The following is a 26,978-nucleotide window of genomic DNA, read 5'->3' as shown; positions in this document are numbered from 1 at the left end:
GACGAAACTTGTCAATGGATTTTTCCGAACATTAACGAAAGTTTTTTTATTCTCGTTCGTTTATTTTGCTCGAACTCCTCTAAGTGAAATCGTTTTAACCAAATTTGAATGGCTTCTTTATGAAAAAAGAGACTCTCCTCTTTCATATGGAGAGACTCTTAATCATTTCTATCCTAGTAATCTCAATACATTCTGTGGTAATACATTAGCTTGAGCCAGCATTGTTTGTCCCGCTTCCGCAAGAATTTGACTTTTGGTATATTCCATCATTTCCTTTGCTAAGTCTGTATCTCTTATCCTAGATTCTGCTTTGGAAAGGTTCACTGAATAATTCGTTACGTTGTTCATTGTATGTTCGAGGCGATTTTGATAAGAACCTTGTTTTGCACGCTCTGATGAAACTGTATCGATTGCATTGATTATGGAGTCAATAGCTCCAGTTGCTCCTGTCACAGTCGAAACATCGATATCTGAAACTCCTATATTTGAAGCCGCTACTCTAGGCATATCAAGCGTTAGAAAATCGCTGGCATTAGTGCCTATTTGCAAATTTAAGCCGCTTTGATCACTTTGAGCTGCCTTAAAGGAAAACTTTAACGTATCTCCACCGTATGTGCCCCCGATATCTCCGAGAACTATAAAATCATTCTCATTAATATATTCTGAGAACTTATATACGTAGCTATTTCCGCTGCTTCCCTCAAAGAATAAATTTGGACTTCCCCCACTTAAGGCAAATCCATCACCACTGGTGCAGGTAATGTATAATAAATCGTTTGAAACAGACATGGTGAATTTTTCTGCAACTCTTTTTGAATCCGCATCACCAGTTCTACCGTTTTTTGCTTCGTTAAAGGAAGTAACCAAATTTCTTAAAATTTCTGAGACATCTTTTCCAATTGGTGATGTTATAGTCACAAGCTTATTGTTTGGAGGATTATCGATTGATTTAGCAGAGCCGATAACTGACGTGTTGCCATTCAACAAATATATTCCGTTAAAGCTTGTACTTTCTGCGATATTATCGATTTCGATCTTTAATTGCTCAACTTCTTTTTGAATGTTTGCCCTGTCGCTATCATTATATGTTCCATTTGCCGCTTGTATTGCCAGTTCATTCATCCGCTGCAGCATGGAATGAACCTCTTGCATTGCGCCTTCCGCCGTTTGGATAAGAGAAATTCCATCTTGTATATTTCTAGATGCTTGATTTAATCCCCTTATCTGTCCTCTCATCTTTTCGCTAACTGTCAGCCCAGCTGCATTATCAGCGGCTCGATTTATTTTTAGTCCTGATGAGATTTTTTCCATAGACTTTGATTTTTTATCAGTATTGATTCGTAATTTATTTTTAGCATTTATGGCTTGAATATTTGTTCTGATATACATTTTATTACCTCTCTAGGGAAAATGTTGCTTAACTTCTCTATCGGATAATTTAGAATAGTTCTTTAGACATATCGTAAAATTTCTAGCTACCCCCTTGCACTATGCCAAAACGGATATTCAATAGCGTTAGCGTAACGGTAATAAAAAACTCCCTTCTATCTGCTATATATCGCAGATAAAAGAGAGTCATTTTTTCATTCGTTTAGTTCTATTCCCACTCGATCGTTGCAGGCGGCTTGGACGTAATATCGTATACGACGCGGTTAACGTTATCCACTTCGTTGACAATACGAACGGAGATTTTCTCCAGAATGTCCCAAGGAATACGAGCCCAGTCGGCGGTCATGCCGTCGATGGAGGTTACTGCACGAATACCTACGGTGTAGGAGTACGTACGGGCATCGCCCATGACGCCTACGCTCTTCATGTTCGGCAAAGCCGTGAAATACTGCCAAATTTCGCGGTCCAGACCGGCTTTGGCAATCTCGTCGCGCAAGATCGCATCGGATTCACGAACAATCTCCAGCTTCTCTTCGGTTACTTCGCCCAATACACGGATTGCAAGACCCGGGCCTGGGAAAGGCTGACGCCATACGATAGCCTCCGGAAGGCCGCACTCCAGACCTACTTTGCGCACTTCGTCCTTAAACAAAGCTTTCAAAGGCTCTACCAATTCAAACTTCATATCCTCAGGCAGCCCGCCTACGTTATGGTGAGACTTGATCGTATGAGCTGTTGCAGTTCCGCTCTCGACAATGTCAGTATACAAAGTACCTTGAGCAAGGAAAGCAAAATCGTCGAATTGTGTCGATTCTTCCTCAAACACGCGGATGAACTCGTTGCCGATGATTTTACGTTTTTGTTCCGGATCGTCTACGCCGGCTAGTTTGCTCATAAAACGTTCGCGAGCGTCGATTTTGACCACTTTCATGTCGAATTTGCCGACAAAGGTGTCCATAACGCCTTCCGCTTCCCCTTTGCGCAGCAAACCATGGTCGATGAACATACATGTCAATTGATCACCGATCGCTTTATGAACCAGCATCGCCACAACAGAGGAATCCACGCCGCCGCTCAGCGCGCAAAGGACCTTCTTGTCGCCCACCTGGTTGCGGATATCGCGGACCGTATCTTCGATAAAGCTTTCCATGCTCCATTGGCCTGCGCATTCACACACGTTGTATAGGAAGTTTTGGATCATGTCGTTGCCGTACACCGAGTGGCGCACTTCCGGATGGAATTGAACCGCGAACATCCGTTTGTCCGGATGGCTCATAGCCGCTACAGGAGCATGCTCCGTGCTGGCATCGATGATAAACCCGGCAGGAGGCTCTACTACCAAATCGCTATGGCTCATCCACACGGTTTGCTTCTTGTCCAGGTTATGAACCAGTCTGCAGTGGTCGGCAAAATCGACCTCGGCTTTTCCGTACTCGCGCTTCGAGGCTCTTTCCACTTTCCCTTGCAGTTGATGGGCCATCAGCTGCATGCCGTAGCAAATGCCGAGAATAGGCACGCCCAAGTCATAAACCGCAGGGTCTACCAGCGGGGAGTCCTCGCCGTATACGCTGGCCGGTCCTCCGGAGAACACGATACCTTTGGGTTGAAGCTGCTTCAGCTTCTCCGCTGGCGTGTTGTAAGGCAAAAGCTCGCTGTAAACTCCCAAATCCCGAATCCGGCGGGCGATCAGCTGGTTGTACTGTCCTCCAAAATCGAGCACAACAATAATTTCATTCGGCTTGTCCATAATTTCCTCCTTAGAGTTTTTGAAAAAAACTTTCTTCGTAAGCGTTGCTGAGTTTTTGAAAAAAACTTTCTTCGTAAGCGTTGCTGTGTTGTTAAAAAACTTCCATTAGTAAGCCTTCGCGGGCGCAAAACCAGATTCACACGCAAGCTCCCGCCTTTTTGTTTCACCATCAAGACTTGAAGCTCTGCTCTAAATCAATAGACATTATTATAAGCTTCCATTACAGAAAGGGCAATGCCTCCATCGAAAATGCATAATTAGGCAAAGAATAAAGCGCTTCATAGCTAGTATTTCCCATTGTTTTAAAGATAAATGACGATCATCATGAAGTCTCACGAAGCTGTACTATTTAAACGGCAAAAAAGCCTGCGGCCTTTGCGTTAAAGGCTCACAAGCTTTTGCGTATATTTTGCCATGCTTCATGAAGCTGGTGTCGGGTTACCGAGGATGCACCCGCATGGTATCGAATCCGCTCCTGCAGCCGGATAAACCGAAGGAGCATCTCCCGCTGGGTATCGTTGCTGTAGGAACGGGTCAACGCGTATTCCCGCAGCGTTTGTGACGGTTCGGCACGGCCCCATCGCCGCTGCAGCTTCCTCCAGAGACGGTCGGAAGCACGTTGAACGGCATAAGCACGAACGCCGTGCAGCCTTGCGGCCCTGGATAAGAGCGAGAGTCCGGCTTCCTGTCCTTCCTTCGGATAGGCGGAGGCTTTTGCCTTACTCCTCATCCACAGGCGGATAAGAAGCGCTGCTAAGCAGCCTGCCGTTATCCACATGGATAGCGGCAGCCAAGGCTGCATCCCCAGCCATGCATGGCGGATAAGTTCGGGCACATCATGAATCAGGGTGGACAAAGCCTCCAAGAGGCTCCGTCCGGTGTGCATAAGCTGGGTTAAAGAAGGAGCAAGGCCCAAAACCTGCTGCCATAAGGAGGCGTCCGACCCCTTGTCAGGGGATGATGCCGCTGCTGCAGAAGCCGTCCGGGCGTTACTATCCGCCGAGGCAGCCCCACCGTATCCGGGGGTAGGGTCAAAAGGCAACCACCCCGCGGAAGGGACATAAACCTCAACCCAGGAATGCGCGTTTTTATTGCGAACCTCCACATGGTACATAAGAGCTCCGTCCGCACCGTTCGTTTCCGTGGAAAGGACCTGTCCGGGAGAAAATCCCTTGACCCATCGGGCAGGAACGCCGACCGAGCGCAGCATGACCGCCATCGCGGTAGAGAAATGATCGCAATAGCCCATTTGCTGCTCGAACAAAAATTGATCGACGAAATCCTGCCCCTCACCCGGCGGCCGCGACTGCTCCATGCTGTAGGTATAGTGGTTCCTTAAATACTGTTCTATTGCTTGAGCTTTGGCATACGGTGTCGGACTGTCCTTCGTGATGCTGTAGGCTAAATCGGTGATCCGCGACGGAAGCTTGTCGGGCAGCTGCAGATAAGCGGCATCCGCTTCAGCTCCCGGGGCATCCTCCTCAACGGGCTGCCCCTGCCCTTGGGAATTCCAGGGCACTACCTGAACGGTGTAAGACGATAACGGGTCTGCCAACGCAGGCAAGAAATACCGGCCGGACCATCGATCTCTCCACACCCAATCCGGAGAAATACTATCCCCATTCTGGGATATGAGCGAATCGATTCGGGTCAATTCACCGCCCAAAAACAACTGAGTAAACCGCTGTTTGAGAACAATTTGCTGAGTGATGGCCGGTCGAACCGATTCTTCCGGGAGAGCTGCCGTTTTTACTTCCGATGGTTCACCCCCGCTTTCCTTGGGCAGAGAGGTAACTCCAGCTTGGACCGGATCGGAATCCGATGCATACCATCCTTTGCCGGTATAAGTTGACTTGGAATCGCCTCTCCAATAGGTCAGCTTTGGCGTTGTGGCCAAGAAGACGACGGTATCATCCTGGGTTAACGGATACCCGAGACGGGAATCATCCGAGCTGTAGCCTGTTCTGGCAGCGGAGGCCGGCCGGTTGTCCGTACCTTTCCCCTCAAGAAAATGAAGCCGCTCCTGCCATGAGGCAATCGGACCCGACCAATCGATAGGCTTCCCCTGAACCGGATGCTGAAGCGCACCGGCCCATGCTCCCAGCATGAAAAGTGCCGTCAGCACGCAGCTTGCCGCAATAGGAGTCCACAGGACCGACCGGTCCGGATGTGGCGAAGACAAACCGTCGTTATGTACGCTCACGCCATGAGTCCCGATCCGCCAGCGGGTCCAGCGCTCCGCTTGAAGCCATCCCTGGAGCAGCAATCCAGCCCCGGCAGCACTGATCAGCCCGGTTGACATATCCGTGTCAAAAATCAGCTGCAGCGCCACAAGATAAATCAGCGTCATCAAAATGAACCAGAGCAGCTGCTGGCGGTCCGCCACAAAGGACTGCAGCACCCAAATGAAGAAGGCCCATCCCGTTAAAAACAGCATCGTGCGTGTCGTCGGCGAGATGTAGGCCAGCTGCCCCCGGACTGCGTGAACCGCGTCGTTACTCAAATCATGCAGCCAGGATACCCACCATCCGGCTCCCGGCAGCCATTGGCCGCTATGAAGCACCGAGGTTGCCGCCAGAATGATCGCCGCCCTGATTCCCCAGGCAGCCGGTCCCGGCATACGAAGCGTATCTATAGCAAGGAAAAAAGCAAAGGCAATTAAGAATGGCGCGATCCGGTAAACCTCCGTGAATTCGGACAGCTGCTGCAGCGGTACGAGCCAGGCGCGGATCAGCCAGAACAGAAGCAGCGCGTAGCCTATGCGCAGCGCCCAGGGTTGGTCCGGCTCAGCCGCATCGTTAAGCGCCGGCTGCGGCATGCTTGGCTTCGGAGCCATAGCCCTCACCTCCCCCGGCGGCGCGCCGATTCGCTGCGCTGACCGCCGTGAACCGGCAGCCGGCGGCTTCCGCCTGCCGCCGCCACTCTTTCACGGCGTCGGGAGATACGTCCCCGCCGTGAACGTACACCATGTGAACGGCGCGCTCCCGCAGCCGGAACAGGACCCGCAGCAGCTGCTCATCCGGCTGCGCCGTGATGACGGCGATGTCAGCCCCGCGTCCGCCGTGCAGCGCCTCGCGCTGTACAGCGGGCGCCAGGGGGCTATCGCCGTCGCACGGCAGCTGCGCAAGCAGCTCGAGCAGCTCCGCGAAGCGCTCGCGGCCGCGCGCTTCGATGGACCGCCCTTGCCGGTCCGTGGCGGCAAGGCGCACGCCCATGCCCAGCTGCAGCGCACGCTGGGCGAGCCCTGCCGCGGCCTCAACCGCCGTCCCGAACGCCGCAGCGTTCGGCACGCCCTTGGCCGCGTCGAGGCAGATGAGCAGCCGGTCACTGCCAGGCTGCTCGGTTTCCTTCGCGCGCAGAGCTCCTGCGCGCGCGGTCGAGCGCCAGTGGATCCGGTTCAGCGGATCCCCTGGCGCATAGGGCCGCGTCCCGTACGCCAGCGTGGACGCGGCCTGCCGCTGCAGCCGAGGCTGCGGCCCCGCGGGCGGGAGCTCCTCTCCCGCCCCTATAGCGGCCGTCTGCAGCTGCAGCGGCCTTGGCAGCACCAGGATGCGGTGCTGGCCGGTTTGGATGCTGCGGCGCCGGATACGCAGCAGCCCGAAGGCGTCGATGATCCCGACGCCGGACTCCTCCAGCCGGTATAAGCCTCGCGGCATACCGGGCAGCCGCAGCACCGCTTCCCCGGTGCCGTTCAGCTGCAAACGCACCGTATCGCGAACGACGATCATTTCACCGGTACCGGTATTCATCCAGCGCTCCTCCACCAGCAGCCAGCCGAGCGGCATAACCATGGCGCCGTATCTCAAGCGCAGCTTCAGCTCCAACGCCTCCCCGCTCCAGCAGCGAATCGGCTCCTTCGTTCGTTCTACACGAACCGGACGCATCAAGCCCACGGCTCCGGCGCCGATGTACAGCAGCAGGAAGCTTAAGCCGTAAAAGCATATCCATGCCGAACGCCCTCCCAGGGCATTCGCCCAATACCAGGACGCCCCCCAGCTTAGGAACAAGAACAACATCATCAACACATTGCGCATCGCTGCTCCTCCTTACTGTGCCGGGGCATAGCGCCGTGCCGGAATCGGTGTCGCCGCGGCGATAGATTCCAGAATCGGTTCGCCCTGTTTGTCCGCCAATGAAGCCTCTGCGGTCAGCATCAGGCGATGGGCAATGACTGGAAGCAGCATCTGCTTCACGTCATCGGGAATGACAAAGCTTCTTCCGGACAAAAATGCCCGTCCCTGGGCTGCCCGCATCAGAGCAATCGACGCTCTCGGGCTTGCCCCAAGCGCAATGTCCGGATGTCTCCTCGTCGCAGCAGCCAGCTGGACGATATAGTGCTTTACCGTATCATCCACATGGACCCTTGCCGCTTCCTTTTGCAAAGAAGCGAATTCCTCCGGCAGCATCAGCGGACGAAGCTGACTGATGGGATGCCGCTCCTCCACCCGGTTAAGCAGCTCCACTTCCTCGGCCGCGTCAGGGTACCCCAGACTTAATTTCATCAAAAAACGGTCGAGCTGGGCTTCCGGCAGCAGGAAGGTCCCGGCAAAATCGATAGGATTTTGCGTAGCCAGCAAAAAGAAAGGCTCCGGCAAAGGGTACGTTGCGCCGTCCACCGTAATTTTGTTCTCCTCCATGGCTTCTAGAAGCGCCGACTGCGTACGCGGTGTCGCCCGGTTCAGCTCATCGGCCAAAACGAGATTCGCCATCAAGGGACCGGGGCGGAATTCAAACTGCGACGTTTGCTGATTAAAGATGCTGCTTCCCGTCAGATCCGACGGCAGCAGATCCGGTGTGCATTGAATGCGCTGGAAGCTGCAGTCTATCGTCCGGGATAAAGCGCGGACCAGCATCGTCTTGCCGACACCCGGCACATCCTCCAGCAGAACATGCCCTCCGCACAACAGAGCGACCAGCAGCTTTTCTATGACATCCCGCTTTCCAATAATTACTTTCTCCATTTGATAGATCACTCGTTCGAGCATGGCCTGCGGCGGATCAAAGAAAGATGAATGCACCTGCATAATGAACCTGCCTCCTTCAATAGATTGGTTTCTATTGAATCTATTATTTCCAATCTACAAGGCATTTAGACTCTGCTATAAACGGACAAGCCTTGTTTGACCCGCCTTCGAACCGGACATCCATGATCTGCATAACCCAAGTGTGATAGATTGCATGCTGCCAGTTCAACTTTTTTATAAGAGTAGTCCCCCAGCCGTTCTTGAATGCACGCCAAATAAGGGAGTGCTTTTTAACAGCACCCCCCTGCTACTTCATACTATAAATCTTTCATCCTATAAATCTCTTCTCCTCTACCTTGGTTCGTTCTACCCGAGATGCTGTATGGAAGAACAAACGGTATAATCCCGATCATCCGTAACGAGAATAAAATAAGCCCGGGTCCCCACGGGAATATCGGCTCTAATCTCGCGCTGCAAGGGGTCAACGGCGGCCTCGGCCACCTCCCAATTCATGTGGAACCAGTCCGATGTATCCAGTGTATAACGCAGCTCCGCTGTTTTCAGCGATCCTCCAGCCATGTAACGAGCCACAGCTTGCCCGTTGCTCTCCACGAGCTCAGTCAATTGAGCAAGCGGCTGCCCACCTCTGACAATCTGATCTGCAAAGGCATAGATCTCCTTGGGACTCCATCCTTTGGCATGAGAATGGCCTAATCCGAATTGAATGCTGAGCAGCGATTCGCTGCGGCGGCTTCGGGATACTTCATATGATTTGCTGGTCAAATGCAGCGGAAAATGCGCATCTGCGTCCCCGTTCACCCACAGCATAGGCATCGTACTATGCGGCAAGTAGGTTGACGGGTCCCACCATCGTTTGATTTGCTCCGCATACGTTTCGGGCATTCTGGCGAAGGCTTCGCCATATCGGTTTGACGCCTCATATAAATAACCGCATCCGTATACGGGAATGGAAAAGGCAAAACGGTGATCCACTCCGGATACTATACTTGTGACAATGCCTCCCCAGGATATTCCGTGAATCCCTACTCTGCCGGAATCCACTTCAGCCAGCGAGCGCAGGAATGAATGCGACTTTATAACGGCAGCAACGGCATGGTACATCCACTGCTCCCCGACGGGAAGAGCGTAATCTCCGAATTCCCCCTGGCGGGAGGGTCCGCTCCAATCGTGCGAAGGGCGTTTGCCCTCACTATCCTTGGCTAGAGGCAGATGCCCCTCCAAGTCCATTGCGATGGCCGCATATCCCCGGTCCGTCCAGAGCTTGATCCATTCCAGAAAGGCCGTCCCTCCGCCTCCATGGACCAGTACGATGGCCGGTACTTTGGTATCAGAGGCCTCTGCAGGGACTCCATAATAAGCGAATACACGAGTCGGCTTCCCCCGGTAAGGCTCACTTTCAAAATAAATCGCTTGGATATCCCCCACGTTCAGCTCCGGGACGGGAATGGCCTCAGGAGCCTGCATCAGCCTGGCAAGGTTCCAGGGATGCTCTAATGGAGTTATAGATTGGCTGGACAAACGGTTCTCCTCCTCATGCACTTGGCTTCGAATTACAGAGATTATAGCACGCTGTTCAAGAGGAGGGACATTGCCAATCCTAATGTAAATTTGTATTAAACTAACGTAACTAAAAAGGAGGGGCGCACTTTGCACCCCCCTTTTTCCTAGTTTACATAGTTTAATACAAGCCGAACGGGAACTCCCGCTTCCAGCGCTACACCCCGAATTCGGCTTCCATCGACATGGAGGCCCTGAACGTCCGCGACAGGCCGCGGAAGCTCAAGGTCTACCGTCTGGCTTCGGTTTCTGGAGCAAAGCTCCAGCTGAACCGTGCCCGCATCCTGATCCCAAGCGATGGAAACCTCAACGGCTCCGCGGGCAAGCAGCGGACCGGCATGGCCTTTCCTCCACTTGGACGGCAGCGCCGGCAGCACACGGATCGTGCCGTTCAAGGAGAACAGCAGCATCTCCTGAACCGCCGCGCTCCATCCCATATTGGCGTCGATCTGGAACGGAGCCCAATCCGCATCGACGCCGATGCCCATTTTGCGCCAGTCGTTATGGAATGTGTAGAAATTGTTAATGACGCACGTACGGCTCAGAAGATCCAGACACTCCAGCGCCAAATCGCCTTCCCCCATCCGGGCATAATGGTTGGACATATGGGCCAGCGACCAGCCCGTCTGCTCCTTCAGCCCGATGACCAGCCGTTTTTTGGCGGCGGTGACGAACGCTTCGAACAGCTCGGGATCCCGGTCCCTGGACACTTCCGTCCCCGGGAATACGGGATAAATATGGGACTGGTGGCGATGATGGTAATTATCATGGAAATCCGGATGCATCCATTCGCTTACCGCTCCGTCCTCATTTATCCGGTAAGGTCGAATCTTGCCGAGCATCGTTTTCCATTTGCCGATTTCCTCGGAATAGACTCCGGCCTCTTCTGCGCCTTCGATCAGGTGGGTAAGCACTTCCTTGGCAATGGCAAAATCCATCGTGCTGTTGATCGCTGTCTCGGTCAGCGGCTTTTTCCCCGGTCCTTGCGAGTAGTTCCCAGGGAAATTCTCCGGTGAATTCGAAGGACAGCTTACATAATACCCTTCTTCATCCTCGAAGAAGAAATCCTCGTAGAACAGCGCCGTTTCCCTAAGGAACGGCAGCGCACGCTCCCGCAGAAACTGCAGGTCGCCCGTATACAAGTAATAATCGTAATAATGCTGCGCAATCCATCCGGCCGCTCCGGTCCAATGAATAATGTGCGGCGCCTTATGCTTCAGCAGTCCTGTGTCCGGCGCTGTCGGAGCAGGTATGTAAATTCCCCGGCAGCCGTACAGCCGCTTCGCGTTCGTGCGGAAGTCGTCCAGCAGCCGGTCGAAATAATCGAACATGGCCAGCAAGAGTTCCGGCATATTCCCCGATAATGCCTGCCAATAGATCATTTGGATGTTTTCGTTAGACATGTTAAATGCCCACATGCCCTCGTATTCACCACACCATAGCCCATACAGATGGCATGGCTGGCCCCCGTCGCGGGAGCTCGAGATGAGCAGATAGCGTCCGTACGCCCACATCTTCTCCGTCATTTCAAGCGACGCCTCTCCCTTGTAAGCGTCCAGCAGCAGCTCTTCATTGGAGCGAGCGTGGCTGCCGGCGCCAAGATCAAGACTCACCGCGCGGAAAAGACGGCCGTGCTCCTCTGCGTGAGGCTGCAGCAAGCTTAAGTAGCTCGGCTTCATTTCGGCTAAGGCTCTCTGGGCCAGCGGCCATTCGGCTGCGCGCTCGCCCTTGACGAACAATTGCAGAATAACAAGGACGCTGTCCGCTCCGCTTACATGCAGTCTATCCGCCCCGGACTCTAAAGTACCCCCTTGCGGGATTACCCTGGCCACTGCGCCGAAGTCGGTTCGGTCGTCATTTTCAGCGGCATAGAATAAATATTGTCCATCCGTCTTCTGCTCCACTTTCTCCGGCAGTGTCACCGACTTGCGAATATCCTTCGGGTCGTGAAGCTCCAGCCGGAACTCGGCCTGAACTTTATCCGGACCCTCCGCACGAATCTCATATACGATGACATCGTCGGGACGGGAGACGAACAACGAACGATAGTACCGGGTTTCACCGTCACGCCAGGTTACTGTCACTTCCCCTGTCTCCATGTTCAATTCGCGTTGATAGGCTTTAAACCCGTGCGGTGAAGGCATGATGACCTTAAGATCGGCAAGCGGAAGCGGCCAAGCCATCTTAGGCTTGTAGCCCCGCTCCTCCAGGGCATCCGCCAGAATCCGGTTCGCCTTGGGGGCATCGCCGCCCAGCATCAGTCTTCTTACTTCCGACAGCTTATCGCTTACGTCCGGAAGCTCCGGTGTCTGGCTGCCGCGCCACAGCTCCTCGTGGGTAAGCAGAACGGTCTCCTCATATACGCTGCCATAAACCGCAGCACCGAGCTTCCCGTTACCGGAGGGAAGCGCCTCGCGCCATTTGGCCCCCCACCACGAGGAAGGGTAGTTCAATATCAGTTTATTTTTCACAGCTTCTTGCGGCTTCATCTCCATCATCCCTTCAGTCTCTATTTCAATAAAGCTATTGCTATTGCTGCTTCATCTGATCTGCAATCGATTTGTTGATCAGTTCCTCGGCTTCCCGCAGCGCTGTATTCACATCGGCTTGGCCCGTTGCCACCTTCTTAAACTGCGAGCGCATGATCGAAAATGCCGCCGCATCATATTTGGTGATGGACGGGAACGGCTTTGCGTTTTTATTCTTGATAAACGCTTCGCGGTTTTTCCCCTTCAATACTTCAATGTCCAGTCCGAAGTCCTTATTGATGTCCGAATTGGCGAGAATGGAGCTGTTGCCATTTCTGGCAATGAGCCGCTGCGCATCCTCGGTCAGCATTGCGCTGAGAGCCAAAAATGCCTGATCCTTATGCTTGGAGGTCGTAGTGATCATACGGGCGCCCCCCTCTACTTGAACGCCGGTATTCGGCGCCTCCGGGAAGCTCGGCAGGCTGACCACGTCGTAGTTCAACCCGTTTTTAACGGCCTCGGGCATTGAGGAGAAGAATGAACTGGTGGAATACATCGCCAGTGTCTTGTCTTTGGAAAACAAGTTCAAGCCTTTTCCATACGTCGTCATGTCCACTTCGTTGCCGGTAATCGTATAGAACCGGGCCCAGTTTTCGAACAGCTTCTTCCATTCGGCATTGTTCACAATAGCCTTATTCGTTTTTTCGTCAATGACCGGTATCGACAGCTGATTGTATTGAACCTGGAACAGATCCTGGAAATCGTAGCCCCGATACGCCACGCCGCCGTCGGTTCTCGTTACTTTTTTGGCAAGCTCGTAGACCTGATCCCATGTCATGCCGTCCGTAGGGTAAGGCACGCCGAAGCGATCGAAAATATCCTTGTTGTAATACATCGTGACCACGTTGCCGGATATCGGAAGCGCATACAGCTTACCGTCGCCCGAATTTTTACGGACCGTATCCATGACGACCGGATCTATCTTGGCCAAATCCAAGTTAAACGTTTTCACATATGGGGTCAAATCTTCCAAAAGACCAAGAGTCTGGTACTTCCCGATCGCCGAGATGTTATCCCCCAATATATCGGGCACCTCTCCCGAAGCCATCAATTCATCGATTTTTTTGGTCATCGGAACAAGCGTCATATCGATATGCGGATACTTTAATTTGACCGGCGCTACGACCAGCTTCTGGAACAGCTCCTCCGACATATTCCCATAAAAGGTAAGCGTCACCGGATCCGTATTTATTTTCGCTGACGCCGCTCCGTCTTCCTTCTTTCCATCCGTTTTTTCGGAGCAGCCTTGAACAAGAGAAGCTAGCAGCACGAATGCTGACGCCAAGATGAACGATTTTTTCGCTTTTTTCATACATCGGTCCCCTTTGAATTAAAGTATTTATGAAGAAGAGGGGCCCCCTCCTGGCAGACTCCTCTCTCATCATCCTCTCTACTTGAATTGATATAGTTGGTCCCGCAGCAGCGCCTTGTCTTTATTCTCGCTGTACCATTTGGCGTACCAGTCGTCGACCTGCTTGCCGCCCGCTTTGTCCCACAAGCTCCTGGCATCGGCCAATGCCTGCTCCGGCGTATAGGAAGTCCCGCTGACGATAGCTTTGATCCAGATGTCGTCGATCTGCTTTTTGATGCTGGTATCGATTAACTGAATATCGTCCGGCGGCGTCGGCATATGCTCTCCGTGCGAGATGTCCGCTATCGGCCTCTCCGGGTTCAAGTAGTACTCATTCGCTTTTTTCATCATGCTGTAGAACTCTTTTTCCCGAGGGTTATCCTGATTCAAGGTCTCCTCATACTTGCCGCATTTGCCCTCCAGAGCGGGGGAAAACAGCATCCGGAAGTCGCCCGCATAGGATAGCTGCTTTTCCTTCTCCTTGTCGACGAAGACCGGGCAGCCGTTATTCCCCTGCGTATAGTGGGTGCCTTCCATACCGTATTTCAAGGTTTTCCCGATCGTCTCCGAGGAGATGAAGTCGATGTATTTCATAATCGCTTCCGGATGCTTCGCTTCGCTGTTAATCACTGCCGTGATCTGCACCGGGTTTTGAATCGTTGGACTGAACTGGCCGTAAGGGCTCTTGGGGAGCGGAATAACGATCACCTCGGCGGACGGATTGTTTTTCTTCAATGACTCATAAATTTGCAGCCAAGCAGCCCCGGTCGTCTGGCCTCCCCACATGCCGATCCTCCCGTTGACCCAGTCCTGCTGTGCCTTTTGGCCGCTTTTATCCGTCAGGTAGTCCTTATCCACCAGCCCCTCGTCATACAGGCGCTTCTTGAACGCCGTGGCCGCCTTGGAGCGCTCCCAGTCATGGATCAGCTTGCCGTCCTCGACGACCCATTTGACATTTTGGAACATCGCATTGATGATTTGATTCGTAATATAAGCTAGTGAGGTGCCGTAGGTGTCCTTCTTGTTATTGCCGTCAGGGTCTTGCTCTGTAAATGCTTTCAAGACTTTGTACAGGTCTTCCGTCGTCTGCGGCGGCTCCAGATTCAGCTTCTTCAGCCAATCGGCCCGGATATACAGCGCATGGTTCGTCTGCAGGCCGTTGATGATGCCGAACCCGTACATTTTGCCGTCTGGCATAGTGGCGACCGTCTTAAGGATCGGATATTTCTCCAGCAGCTGCTTGTAGGTCGTGCTGTATTGATGAATCAAATCGTCGACGGGCTTGATCTGCTTTTGCGCATAGAGCTGCCCGCGAAGCACATTGGAATAGTCAAAGATAAGATCAGGCGCGCTTCCGGAAGCGAACAGCGTAGTCAGCTTGGCCGTCGCATCATTGCGGGGAATCGCCATAAATTTCACGTTAACCGGTCCGTTGCTGTTGATCCACTCCGTCCAGCGGTTTTTCTCGATGGTCCCTTCTTCCTGGGGCACAAGCCCCCGGTCGTAGACCGTTGCGGAGATTTCGGGCTTTTTTCCGTCAGCGCCTTGCGATTGAGAGTCCTTGGTGCCGGAGCAGCCGGCAAGCGCCACCGCCGAAGTCAATACAGCCGCCACCCCGGCGTTTAACCATTTGGCATATCGGTTTCTTTTCATTTCATGCTCCTCCAATAATGTACGGTGACTTCCTGTTCCCCATAGCGTACCCCTTATCCCTTGACGGCTCCGATCAACACGCCTTTCATAAAATACTTTTGCAAAAAGGGGTACACCGCGAGCATCGGAATGACCATGACCACGATCCCGGCGGTCTTGATTCCCTCGGGCGTCATCGAAGCCTGCATGTCGCTGGCATTCAGCTCCTGCAATAACGACTGGCTCTGGATCATCTGCTGGACCAGCACCGTCAAATTGTACTTATCGGTCTGATGAATATAAATCAGCAGGGAGAAGAACGCATTCCAGTAGCCTACGGCGTAAAATACGGACAGCGTTGCGATAACCGGCAGCGATAATGGCAGCACGACCTGCAGCAAATACCTCCATTCCCCGCATCCGTCGATACGCGCAGCATCGTCCAGCTCATCGGGAATTCCGTCAAAATATGTGCGCATCACCAGCATATTAAACGTGCTGATCAAGCCCGGAAGCCATAAGGCGCCATACGTGTTAATGAGTCCGAGCTGCTTCAGAAGCAGATAAGTCGGAATTAAGCCCCCGCTGAACAGCATCGTGAAGATAGCTGCCATAGTAAAAAAACGGCGGCAATAAAAGTAACTGCGGGATAGCGGATAGGCGGCCATAATCGTGAATACCATACTGAGCACGACACCGACTGCCGTGATCGTGATACTGTTCTTTAATGCATGGATGATTTTGGAGCCCCGGAATAATAGGGTGTACGATTCCAATGTCCATCCCCGGGGCCACAAAGTAACGATGCCGGAAGTGACGGCATGAGGACTGCTAAGCGAAACCGCCAGCACATGCAGCATCGGAAGCAGACAGCTGACCGCCGCTATGAACAATACGATCCCGGTTATTCCATGATAAAGCTTTTCTCCCGATGTTCTCATGGTTACCTCCCGACCAAATAACGTTTCCGCCGCTACCAGATGCCCCTGTTGAATTTGCGGGCTATCGCATTGGCCGTAACGATCAGAATAAAGCCTACGACGGATTCGAACAAGCCCATCGCGCTTGTCAGACTGAACTGCCCCTTTTGCAGACCTATCGTGTAGATGTAGGTGCTGATAACCTCCGATACGTTGGATACAACGGAATTTTGGAGGGTATACACCTGGTCGAAGCCGACCTCCATGACCTTGCCCATGGATAGAATGAGCATCAGGACTATAGTAGGCGCAATACCAGGCATGGTAATATGACGCATCTGCTTCCATTTGCCGGCCCCGTCTATACTGGCCGCCTCGTACAGACTGGTATCAATTGAAGAGAGCGCAGCCAAATAGACGATGGCACTGAAGCCCGCTTCCTTCCATATGCCGGACCCGACGAAAATGAACATCCACGACGCTTCATTGTACAAGAACGGAAACGCGCTGCCTGTCCACTGCCGGAGCCAATGGTTCAAGATGCCGGATTCCTGGGAAAATATCGTGACGACCATGCCGCCGACAATAACCCAGGACAAGAAATGCGGCAAAAAAACAAGCGTCTGCACCGTCTTCTTAAACCAGATCCTTCTAACCTCATGCAGCATGATGGCCAGCATGATAGGGAACGGAAATCCCAGGAGCAGGCTCATCAAGCTCAGCATCAGGGTGTTGCGTATAATGAGCAGCGAATTCGGATTGCTGAACAGGACGTGGAAGTTTTTCAATCCGACCCAGGGGCTGCCGAATATTCCGTCCGCAAAATTGTAGCTTTTAAAGGCAACGATAATTCCTGCCATCGGGGCATATTTGAAAATCACATAAAAAGCGATAACCGGAATAAACATGATCAGCAGCGGAAGGTTCTGCTTCAGCCTTCTTCTTCTCCGCAGGAAGAGAGAATGTCTCCTGTCGGAAGGTATCGTTATGGCGTCCAGCTGTTGACTCATTGACCCACCTCGTCTTTAAAGTTGTACGAAAGATGTTGTGAACCCAATGTAGCTGAAAGTGCTGTTGGCTGGCAATGGACAGTATTCCGCCAAGGTCACCGTTTTCCTATCCCTCCCCTGTTTCGGGGCTATGGTCAGTTTTCTGGCAACGGACATTTTTCCGTTCAACACTTAAAGTCCACGGCCGCCAGCAGCAAAAGACGCTTCCTAGGGAAGCGCCTAAAGCGGATCTCACGCCGTTACTCTCGTTTACGGTATTCGCCCGGCGTAACGCCGGTCAGCTTCTTAAACACCCGCATAAAGGATCTCACGTTGGGATAGCCGACTTGAACCCCGATGTCCTGGACGGAATCCCCACTCTCCAGTAGCAGCCTCTTGGCCTGTTGAATACGGACGTTTCCCAAGTAATCGAGGAAATTCACGCCGAACTCTTCCTTGAACATTTGGCTCAAATATTTGGGGTTTAATTCAAATTCGCCGCTTAAGTAGGTCAATGACAAATCAGGGTTGGCATAATGCTCGTTAAGATACTCCTTGACCTTCAGCAAAGACGGGTGATGCGCCCGCATCGACCTTTGATTATCCATCCAATCGAAGGCGCTCCCCAGGATGAGCATAAATTCATGCTCCAACTCCTGAATCGTATCCAACCGTTCCAGTGCCTCCTGGAGCTTGGGCAGCGTCTCCTTCGTCCATATTTCATGCAGCTCCGCAGGAAGCTCCATCATTTCGCGCTGCAGGTGGTAGATCAAATAATGCAGGATAGCGACAACGTCATCCCGGGTAAACAATCCTTCTATCAGCTCGCGGAAGAGCTGCTCAAGCTCCTGCTTCCATTCCTTATCGCCAAGCCTGAACTTTTGGCCCATGGACCGCATCAGATGCAGATGCTTATAGACTTCTCCTTGCGATTTGTCCGCCACCTCGCGATACTTAATAATCCGGTTTCCTCCAAGCGGCGATTTATACTGCAAAGCCTCCAACGCTTCTTCATGGGAGCCAGGCACTTCATCTATGACTTCGACAAGATTTCCGATCCCTACCGTAACCGTAAAGGCGAAATGCTGGTTCACCCACAGTCTGACCTTATCGAGCATTTGAGCGGCCCGCTCCGGGGCTCCCGCTTCGGGAGTCAGATGTACCATCATGCCGAGCCGCGCATTCGAGGTCCATTCCATCCAGACCCGTATCCCCTCGTTCTGCGCAATTTCCGTCACAACGCTGCTCAAGGCAAACTTCAGCAAATATTGGTCCCTTGGATTGTATAGGCTGCAAAATTCCGCATATTTATCGATCTCCATGACGGCCATGACTACGAGACCAAAATCCTCCTGCAGTCCGTACAGCCTCATCTCCGCTTCGAACTGCTCCTGGCTGACGAGCCGCTCCCCTGCCGCCATTTCCTTGAAGAAATTGCGTTTACGGAATACCATATCCTCCTCAAGCTGCTTTTGAAACGTCATGGTTCTCTCCACCAGGTCGTCCAGCGCCGTTTCGATAAACCGGAACTCATCCTGCCCGGACAAACCAGCCAAGGCGGTGCTCCGCTGTGCCGCGTAGGAATCGATCCTGGCTACTATCGCTTCAATCGGCTGATAGTTCCGCCTTGTGACATAAACAATCCAGACCATCCCTATCAGGATCAGCAGCAAATTCAATGCCAGCCAGAACGAGGAATAGGAAACGATAAACAAAGGCGGATTCTCGTTCAACAGCCCGCTTTGAATGCGCCAGCCCGTGTAATCGGACGTGACCTCCGATAATACCTTCCCTCCGGATTTGCTGTCCAAGATCGGCTGTCCATGACGATCCGTGAGACGGATAAAGTTCACGTTCGATTCCGTCATATCCTTGATCAGGCCTTGGATGGCCGAAGTCTGGACGTTCACCACAATAATGCCCTGTTTGCCTCCAAGCAGCGGCACGTTCTTCACCAGCGTAACGACCTGAGTGGCTCGGATCTGGTCGTCGAACTCCTTGTAAGCCCTTGCATCCGTCCATTTGAAGGAGCCCCCCTGCTGCAGTGCGTTCCTTATAAAATCCCGGTCTCCGAACTCCTCTACAGGGGCCATCAAAGTATTGCTCAGTACCGTATAATCGGATTGACGTACCAGATAGATCGAATCGATCATGGGGGTGCTGGCTATTAATTCTCTTAATTTGCTCGAGACGTCATAGAGCGTCATAGCAGCATTGCCGGTGTAATATTGGGCATAAAACTGATTGATTTTATCATTGGTCTGAATTTCTTTAATGATCTGCTGATCCATGGTTCGCATTGTATGATCGATCATTTGCATAACGTGATCCGCGAACACTTGATTCGCCCGGACCGTTTCTTTTTTGGTCAGCTCACTCGCTGAAAGGGCGGAAAGAAGGATCAGCGCCAAGGCGACAAAGAAAAAAATGGGCAAATAAGATAGCAGCAATCGTTTGAACCAGTTTCTTTTCATGCGGACCCCCGAACGAAGACTTTTGTCTTGCCCCATTATAACCCATATCCTCGCCGGTACGATGGTTCCCAGTGAAAATTTTCGATGCTAAAACCCGAGCCTAGTCATAAAGCCTCCGTTTAATTTTACCTTCACATGCCGCAGAGCGTCCTCTTCATCAAAGGACACAATCTGATTGCCAAGCATCTCCATGGTCTCACGCAAAGGCACATAGACCGATCCGTTCACCAATTTCATCACGGGTAAATGGTAGGTCGTCTCCTTGCCTCCTGCCTTCAACCGCAGCTCGTGCCGGGAAAAATCATATTCCGCCGCGTACATCCCGTACCGCACAGTCGCCGTTCTGTTCTGCTGCTGCCATCCGATCTCGCCGCCCATACCCTCAATGAGCAGACGAAGCGGTACCTGGTAGTGCCCGTCGGTCCATTGGTACTGTTCTGGATCCAGATGCAGGATATTATCGCCCAACGCGATTTCCAACGGGATTGGTTCCGGACCCGGGTCCGCGCTTTCATGACGCTCCTCAATAGCGGCCAGATGCTCCGCAGCTTCAGCCGCAAGCGTTTGATGCGTCGATTCGGAGGTGCTGCGGTTCCATTTCAGCTTGCCGATCGGGAAATGTATGGGCGGTACCTGGGGAGTTAACGATGCAAAAGCATAGCCTTTATCCTTAAACAGCCTGATAATGTCCGGCAGCGCCTTGACGGTCTGCTCATGCCCGGTACCGTCATGCATCAATAGAATGACCTCATTCTTGAACGGCCCTTTCTTAACCGTCTGCACAATTTCGCTGGCCGAAACACCCGGTCTAGCCGAATCCCCGCTATCGATGTTCCAGTCATATATTTCATACCCCGCCTGGTCCAAATAATAAAAGTAAAACGCGTCAAAATTGCTGTAGGTGCCTCCCGGCGCCCTTACCAGCCTCGGCCTTATGCCGACCTGCTCGTTCAATATATCCTCAGTCCGCTGAATTTGCTTCCAGAAGTTCTCAACCCCGGAATACAGCTCTTTATATACATGATTGTATGTATGATTGCCAATGGCATGCCCTTCCTCCAAGGCTCTGCGGACCAAATCCGGATGCGACTTTGCCTCGCCTCCCAACACGAAGAAGGTGGCCTTCACATCTTCTTTCTTCAGAATGTCCAATACTTTGCCCGTCAAGGGGCTAGGTCCGTCATCAAAAGTCAAATAAACCGTGGGCTGCTCCGGCGATACGTATTCTTTATCCTTCCATACCATTTTGCCGGACTTGAGTTCATTATACAGAGCGTGGGCGCCTAAGCTTCCTTCATCGCTATCCGCCGCATAAGCTGATGCTTCGGGAACCGGAATTAACACTAGAGAACTAAGCAGCATGATGGCCAGCAGAAAGCCGGCTCCGCGAATAAAAAAAGCTCGCAACGAGTTGAACATGGTGGTTCCCTCCGCATAATCTATTAATTTGACTTACTAGACTATATGGGAGACCTCTGCATCATATGCCTTAATAATTTGTTATTTATGTGGTAAAAAAAAGAGCAGCCTTGCCCGGGACAGGCAGCTGCTCTTAGGAGTTACGCTTGTTTCATGTTTCATAGAAAAGGACATTCTCATAGAGGCCGCCAGACCGCTCCGAAACTATCATGACAAGTTATTCTTTATAAATTCCAGCGCTTCCTCGACATGATGCTTGATTCTTACTTTACGCCACTGCTTTACCAAGATTCCGTCTTTATCGATGATAAATGTGGACCGCTCCACACCCATATATTGTTTGCCGTATAAGGTTTTCAGCTGCCAAACCTCGTACAGCTCGGCAACCCGGTGATCCTCGTCTGATAGCAGCAGGAACGGCAGGCCGTACTTTTCAATGAACTTGGTATGCCGGTTCACCGGATCCGGACTGATCCCTATAATCACCGTGTTCTGTTCCTCGAACAAATCCGCACGGTCCCGCAAATCGCAAGCCTGCATGGTGCAGGTCGGCGTCATATCCTTCGGATAAAAGTAAAGCAATACATGCTTTCCCCGAAAATCGGATAGCTTGACAGGCTGTCCGCTGGAGGAAGGCAGCTCAAAATCTGGCGCTTGCTGTCCGCATTCCAATGTCATAAGTATTCTCCTTTGTAGCGTATGTCACGTCGAGTATACCGCTATTAAGGATTTTTCACAAACCGCTCAGCGCACAGACGATGTTTCCTTGAATGCTTGTAAGGAGGCCTTCAGCTTAGCCAAGCCTGCATCGTTCGACTCTATCGGCTGGTCGGACCGGACAGCGGCGATAGCTTGGATAAGCATTCGCTCCGGCATGAAATCATCCTCATGATTGGATGCTGTAATAGCCATGATCATATCCATGTCAGGGACGACGAAAATTCGTTGTCCGCCCGAGCCTGCCGCATAGAATACGTCGTGATGAACCGGTGTCTCCCCGGGAACGACGATAGCCTTCAGCCACCATAAGTATCCAAAGCCGCCCTCCGTACCGTCATCATACATTTCGGCCGCCTGCTGCAGGACGGATGCTTCCACCCATTCTCCACTCACAATCTGATAATTCTCCCATCTGCCATGATGCAGGTACATGAGTCCGAATTTGGCCATATCCCTGCAGGTCATATGGAGTCCCCAGGCCCCTATAAGATTGCCCTGCGGATCCTGCCCCCAGGATACGTTCGTAATGCCCATAGGATCAAATAAGTTGATTTTGGCCAGTACGCTGAGCGGAATACCGGTCGATTTCTGTGCAAGAACGGACAGCAGATGGGCATTCCCGTTGCTGTATCTGAACATGGTGCCCGGTTTGGCCGCCATGGGCCGCTCCAGAATATACCGGCCCCAGTCCGGCGAATGGTCCATTTCGTAAGAAGAACGCTCCTGCCTGTTGTCCCAGTCAATACCCGATGTCATGGAGAGCAGCTGCCCGATAGTAATTTTCGATTTCAACGGATCGAGAGGCATTTCGGGAATCAGCTCCTGTAAGGTCTGGTCCTCTCTTAATGTACCTTGATCTACCGCCATACCGATCAGTGCGGATGTAACGCTTTTCGTAACCGAGAACATCGGATGGCGTTGATCTGCGTCCCAGTCACGGTTATACCCCTCAGCCGCCAAATAGCCGTTACGAACCAGAACGAATCCGTCAATCTGCTCGTCCTTAAATTCTTCGACCATCTGCGCAAGAGCGGCTGAATCGAGCCCCAGCTCTTCGGGCGCGGCCGATCTCCATTCTTCTGTCGGCCAATAATCAAGCTGCTTCTCTTTGCGTATATGTTCAATAATTCCTTCCTGTGAGTAAGGAATGCTCTCCTTGGAAGCCTTCGTTACATAAGGAGCATTCCCTTTGCCCGACGATGGAGTTGCGGCAAGCATATTGGATAATAAAAATTTCGAAGCCGAATGACCTTGCATGGCTTTCGCTTTTGCTTTGGCTTGTTGCTGGGATTTATTTTTTTTCTTGTTTCTTTTTAGCATGAATTCCCCTCCAAATCCTATGGATAAATCCGATTAAATGTAGCATCTGTAGCCATTCTCTCTTTTATGTGGCAGCAGCGCTTCCGCCCTTTTTCCGGGCAAATAAGGCAATAGGCCCCCCATTTTTTCACGAGCGGCCTGATGCTGTATGGTTATTTTTTTGTAATAAGGCTTTGAAGAGACGGAGTCAGTTCATCCTTCAGCTTGGCTATAAGCTGTTCGTCCGTTATCCCCTTGCCGGAGGCAATCTCCGAAAGGCTTTTGCCGTCCTTCAGCTCCTTTTTGAGCTCCTGCTTGGTTATTCCCAGTGCTTCGGCCAATTGCTCAGCCTTCAAGGATTTCCCCAGCTTTACCGGCAGCTTCGTTTTTTCCGTATGCTCTTTGGCCTGGTAGCCTGCTTCATTGACAATTTTCTGAATCTGCTGAGCCGCCTTCTTGTTCAGTGAATCGGCTTCCTCCTGGGTAATCTGGCTGCTTGCCAGTGCATTGTTAATAATGCCTGACGTCTCTTCCTTCAGCTTGCTTATTAATTCCTCAGGGCTTTTCCCTTGCTCTGTCGCAACACTCGCCAGCGATTTGCCATCCTTGAGCGCCTCGTTCAAGTCTTCATAATCCATGTCCAGAATCCCCGACGCCTTAACGACGATGAGATTCAACTCCAGATTGACGCGCTTGGACAGCGGCACAGAGGTATTAACCGGAGCCGTAATGACCGTATCGGAATCGCTGTCATCGTCGGCATAAGCCGGATGGGTGATCATTCCGCCGAATCCGGTAATAAGCAAAGCTGCGGCTACCGTTCCCGCCATCATTTTTTGTTTCATGGATTTCATCGTTCTCTCCACCTTATCCGTAGAAATGCTTCTCTTTATTTGTGAAAGCTGACTTTCTCTTACAAGGATCATTATAGAGCCCAGTTATGAACTAACTTTTACGCCAACATGAATGCCAGCTTAAAGTTTGCTTAAAATTCCCATTACGGCTTGCGAGATGAGATGAATTTATCCGACAGCCCATTGATAAAAAGCGAATTTCTGGATATAATGGTTCATCAAAGGAATACGACAAAGGCAGCGAAGAGAAAGAGTAGTGGGATTCCCTTCTTTGAACAGAGAGCTCCGGCAGCTGAAAAGGAGTAAAGAAGCATCCGACGAACATGGTCTCTGAGCCGTGCATCGAAATCCGTTCCGCTTGAACTTCAAGCTGGATGGAAGTAGGCTGCACCGGGGGCGCCCGTTAAAGCGCTAGGGTATAATCACCTTAAGTTAAGGTGCCGTACCTGAAGAGGTCCGCTTGCTGTGAGGCGCGGATAAATTGAGGTGGTAACACGTGAGTAGATAGCTCTCGTCCTTTTTGGGGACGGGAGTTTTTTTGTTATTCAACTACTATTAGGGAGGGATAAATTCATGACTATTTTTATTGGAGGCGCTTGGCCGTATGCGAACGGTTCTTTGCACTTGGGGAGAGTGGCAAGCTTGCTGCCGGGAGATATTTTGGCCCGCTATTTCAGACAAAAAGGAGAAAGAGTGCTCTACGTGTCGGGCAGTGACTGTCATGGAACACCTATATCCATCCGGGCTGGCCAGGAAGGGGTTGAGCCGTCAACCATAACGGACCGGTTCCACGAGGAGTTCACGGAGTGCTTCCGAAAGCTTGGTTTTTCCTACGACCTTTACACACGGACCGACCATCCGTTTCATCACAAGGTGGTGCAAGAGCTGTTCTTGAAGCTGTTGGAGCGAGGGTATCTGTATAAGCAAGCGGTAGAACAAACGTACTGTCCGGGATGCGAGCAATTTTTGCCGGACCGCTATGTGGAAGGGCTTTGTCCGCACTGCGGAAGCCAGGCGAGGGGAGATCAATGCGATGCCTGCTCCGCCCTGCTTGACCCGCTGGAGCTTCGCGAACCGAAGTGCAAGCTATGTAAGCAGTCACCGGACGTAAAGCATACGGATCATTATTTTCTCGCGTTATCCAAGCTACAGGAGCAGCTGCAACCCTATGTGGAACAAAGCACAGGCTGGCGAGACAACGCCTTTCAGCTGACGAAGCGGTACTTGGAGGAAGGTCTGCGCGACCGCGCGGCGACCCGCGACTTGGCATGGGGGATCGATGTTCCTCTCGAAGGCTTCGAGGGTAAAAAAATTTATGTATGGATCGAAGCCGTCAGCGGCTACTTGTCAGCCAGCATGCAGTGGGCGGCAGAGACGAATTCGGACTGGGAGCCGTTCTGGTCGGAGCAAGCGACGGCTTATTATGTGCACGGGAAGGATAACGTCCCTTTCCATTCCTTGATTCTTCCTGCGATCCTGCTCGGTGCAGGCCCTCTGCATCTTCCCGACCGCATACTATCGAGCGAATATTTAACGCTGGAAGGCAGGAAGTTCTCCACGAGCCGCAACTGGGCCGTCTGGCTGCCCTACATGCTCGAACGGTACCATCCGGATTCCTTACGGTATTTCTTGACGGTGAATGGGCCGGAGCAGCGTGATACGGATTTTTCATGGAACGCCTTCATTCACAGCCACAATGGTGAGCTTCTGGGCGCTTTCGGCAACTTCGTCCATCGCAATCTCATGTTCCTGATGAAATCCTTTCATGGAGAGGTGCCTGATGGGCAAATGGATGAGACGGTTCGCGTGCGGCTGGAGGCATTATATGCGCAAACCGGAGCTCTGCTTGAGGCCGGGAAGTGCAAAGCGGCGCTTGAGAACCTCTTTGCCTTTGTCCGCAGCGCCAACAAATATTTCGATGAGCAGAGGCCCTGGCTTCAAGTCATAGAAGCTCCCGCTGCCGGAGTGAATACCTTATACACCTGCGTACAGATCATCGCCAACCTGTCGAGCTTGCTTGCACCCTTTCTGCCGTTCTCCTGCAGCAGCATCCGTTCGTTCCTTGCCATCAAGGAGCCTTCCTGGAGCTATTTCGAGGCTCCATCCGGTACCCGGCTGCAATCGCCTGAGGCGTTATTCGAAAGAATCGAGACCAGCCGGATCGATGAGGAAATGGAGCGATTACAGAGCGGCCGCCTTCCTGATGCATAACAAAGAGGCTGAACGTACGCTCAGCCGAACCGGTAACCGCTCATCCTCTACAGGATGCCGCGGTTGAAAACCTAAGTTCAGAAGTTGCTTCGTATCAGCCTCTTTAGTGGAGATTTAAGAACCTGCGCCGCGGTACCGCTTGACGCCATAGTTCCAAATGAGCAGGGCGATCGTCAGGAACACCGCTCCGACAACCGGCGTGAGCAGCGCGAAGGTCCCCCAATGGGCCCGGTCCAGAAAATACGCCGCAGGATAAAAGCCGACGAAGCCGAATGGAAGAATCCACGTCAGCAGCAAGCCGATGAGCTTGTTATAAATCGTCATCGGATAGCGGCCATAGTTCTGGATATTCCACAATAAAGGCAATATGCCTGTCGGGGAGTCCGAGAAAAACGACAGCGACGTGAAGAAAACATAGATGCCGCCGTAGATCATGATCGAGCCGGCAACCAGCAGCACGAAGACGAACGGATCGTACCAAGCCAATCCCAGACCCAGATGCGACCAGGAATATACCATAATGAGAAAGCCTGTCAGTGCGCTGAACAGCGAGGAAGGGTCCATATTCTCTAGCATCAGCTGAACCAGGTTATAGGCGGGCCGCGTCAGGATGCGGTCCATCTCCCCCTTCACAATGTATCGCTCACTAAAGTTCCACAAATTAAAAAAGGTTATAAAAATACCGTATGGCACCATAAAGTAACCGTAGATAAACAAGATTTGCTGCTCATTCCAATCCCCGATGAGCTGAGTATGCTGGAATACAACCAGGATAAAAAACAAGTTCAGCCCGTTGAACATCAGATCGGACAGCACTTCAATCCAGAAGTCGGAGCGGTACTCCATTCTTGTTTTCATGTAATTTTTCAAGTAGTCGATAAGCAAGCCGGCATAAAACATCGT

General features: G+C 52.0%; 18 protein-coding genes and 1 other annotated feature. Of the genes, 1 reads left to right on the top strand and 17 read right to left on the bottom strand.

The window, feature by feature from the left end; genetic code table 11:
* Window positions 1-168: 168 nt before the first annotated feature.
* The 16 genes from B1728_RS28470 to B1728_RS28395 form a co-directional block, all read right to left on the bottom strand.
* Complete coding sequence (locus B1728_RS28470; protein ID WP_079913822.1) at window positions 169-1,389, bottom strand: flagellin N-terminal helical domain-containing protein; 1,221 nt, start codon at window positions 1,387-1,389, stop codon at window positions 169-171.
* Window positions 1,390-1,597: 208 nt separating this feature from the next.
* On the bottom strand, window positions 1,598-3,136 hold the full coding sequence (gene guaA / locus B1728_RS28465) for a glutamine-hydrolyzing GMP synthase (protein WP_079913821.1): 1,539 nt from the start codon (window positions 3,134-3,136) through the stop codon (window positions 1,598-1,600).
* A gap of 388 nt (window positions 3,137-3,524) precedes the next feature.
* Window positions 3,525-5,972, bottom strand: coding sequence for a transglutaminase TgpA family protein (locus tag B1728_RS28460; protein ID WP_079913820.1), 2,448 nt, complete (start codon window positions 5,970-5,972; stop codon window positions 3,525-3,527).
* Entirely contained in the window at window positions 5,935-7,170 is a 1,236-nt protein-coding gene (locus B1728_RS28455; RefSeq protein WP_079913819.1) for a DUF58 domain-containing protein, read from the bottom strand. Before B1728_RS28455 ends, B1728_RS28460 begins: the two co-directional genes overlap by 38 nt.
* A 12-nt stretch (window positions 7,171-7,182) precedes the next feature.
* Window positions 7,183-8,160 (bottom strand): AAA family ATPase, encoded by a 978-nt coding sequence (locus B1728_RS28450; protein WP_079913818.1) that lies wholly within the window; start codon window positions 8,158-8,160, stop codon window positions 7,183-7,185.
* Window positions 8,161-8,466: 306 nt separating this feature from the next.
* Window positions 8,467-9,639: an alpha/beta hydrolase family protein gene (locus B1728_RS28445; RefSeq protein WP_079913817.1), complete on the bottom strand. Its 1,173-nt coding sequence runs from the start codon at window positions 9,637-9,639 to the stop codon at window positions 8,467-8,469.
* Between the two features lie 146 nt (window positions 9,640-9,785).
* Window positions 9,786-12,167, bottom strand: a complete 2,382-nt coding sequence (locus B1728_RS28440; protein ID WP_256865548.1) for a glycosyl hydrolase family 95 catalytic domain-containing protein — start codon at window positions 12,165-12,167, stop codon at window positions 9,786-9,788.
* A gap of 40 nt (window positions 12,168-12,207) precedes the next feature.
* Window positions 12,208-13,518, bottom strand: a complete 1,311-nt coding sequence (locus tag B1728_RS28435) for an ABC transporter substrate-binding protein (protein WP_079913816.1) — start codon at window positions 13,516-13,518, stop codon at window positions 12,208-12,210.
* A 78-nt stretch (window positions 13,519-13,596) separates the two neighbouring features.
* The gene (locus B1728_RS28430; protein ID WP_079913815.1) at window positions 13,597-15,210 is read right to left on the bottom strand and encodes an extracellular solute-binding protein; all 1,614 of its coding nucleotides are present in this window, start codon (window positions 15,208-15,210) and stop codon (window positions 13,597-13,599) included.
* Between the two features lie 53 nt (window positions 15,211-15,263).
* Window positions 15,264-16,130, bottom strand: coding sequence for a carbohydrate ABC transporter permease (locus B1728_RS28425; protein ID WP_079913814.1), 867 nt, complete (start codon window positions 16,128-16,130; stop codon window positions 15,264-15,266).
* A 32-nt stretch (window positions 16,131-16,162) separates the two neighbouring features.
* A complete protein-coding gene (locus B1728_RS28420; RefSeq protein WP_079913813.1) occupies window positions 16,163-17,119 on the bottom strand; it encodes an ABC transporter permease in 957 nt (318 codons plus the stop codon).
* Between the two features lie 239 nt (window positions 17,120-17,358).
* On the bottom strand, window positions 17,359-19,572 hold the full coding sequence (locus B1728_RS28415; RefSeq protein ID WP_179136244.1) for a helix-turn-helix domain-containing protein: 2,214 nt from the start codon (window positions 19,570-19,572) through the stop codon (window positions 17,359-17,361).
* An 87-nt stretch (window positions 19,573-19,659) separates the two neighbouring features.
* Complete coding sequence (locus B1728_RS28410) at window positions 19,660-20,991, bottom strand: polysaccharide deacetylase family protein (RefSeq protein WP_079913811.1); 1,332 nt, start codon at window positions 20,989-20,991, stop codon at window positions 19,660-19,662.
* Between the two features lie 207 nt (window positions 20,992-21,198).
* The gene (gene bcp / locus B1728_RS28405; RefSeq protein WP_079913810.1) at window positions 21,199-21,669 is read right to left on the bottom strand and encodes a thioredoxin-dependent thiol peroxidase; all 471 of its coding nucleotides are present in this window, start codon (window positions 21,667-21,669) and stop codon (window positions 21,199-21,201) included.
* A gap of 66 nt (window positions 21,670-21,735) precedes the next feature.
* Entirely contained in the window at window positions 21,736-23,031 is a 1,296-nt protein-coding gene (locus tag B1728_RS28400) for a serine hydrolase domain-containing protein (RefSeq protein ID WP_079913809.1), read from the bottom strand.
* A 152-nt stretch (window positions 23,032-23,183) separates the two neighbouring features.
* Window positions 23,184-23,864 (bottom strand): hypothetical protein, encoded by a 681-nt coding sequence (locus tag B1728_RS28395; protein ID WP_079913808.1) that lies wholly within the window; start codon window positions 23,862-23,864, stop codon window positions 23,184-23,186.
* Window positions 23,865-24,095: 231 nt separating this feature from the next.
* Window positions 24,096-24,386, top strand: a binding site (T-box leader).
* A gap of 51 nt (window positions 24,387-24,437) precedes the next feature.
* Between B1728_RS28395 and metG the strand changes: the two genes are divergently transcribed.
* Window positions 24,438-26,075: a methionine--tRNA ligase gene (gene metG, locus B1728_RS28390; protein WP_079913807.1), complete on the top strand. Its 1,638-nt coding sequence runs from the start codon at window positions 24,438-24,440 to the stop codon at window positions 26,073-26,075.
* A 114-nt stretch (window positions 26,076-26,189) separates the two neighbouring features.
* On the opposite strand, the gene B1728_RS28385 is transcribed toward metG, so the two are convergent.
* Window positions 26,190-26,975, bottom strand: coding sequence for an ABC transporter permease (locus B1728_RS28385; protein ID WP_079913806.1), 786 nt, complete (start codon window positions 26,973-26,975; stop codon window positions 26,190-26,192).
* Window positions 26,976-26,978 lie beyond the last annotated feature (3 nt).

This window comes from Paenibacillus sp. 32352 (genome assembly GCF_002042965.1).
Lineage (GTDB): Bacteria > Bacillota > Bacilli > Paenibacillales > NBRC-103111 > Paenibacillus_S > Paenibacillus_S vulneris.
This window is presented reverse-complemented; position numbering and strand designations above follow the sequence as displayed.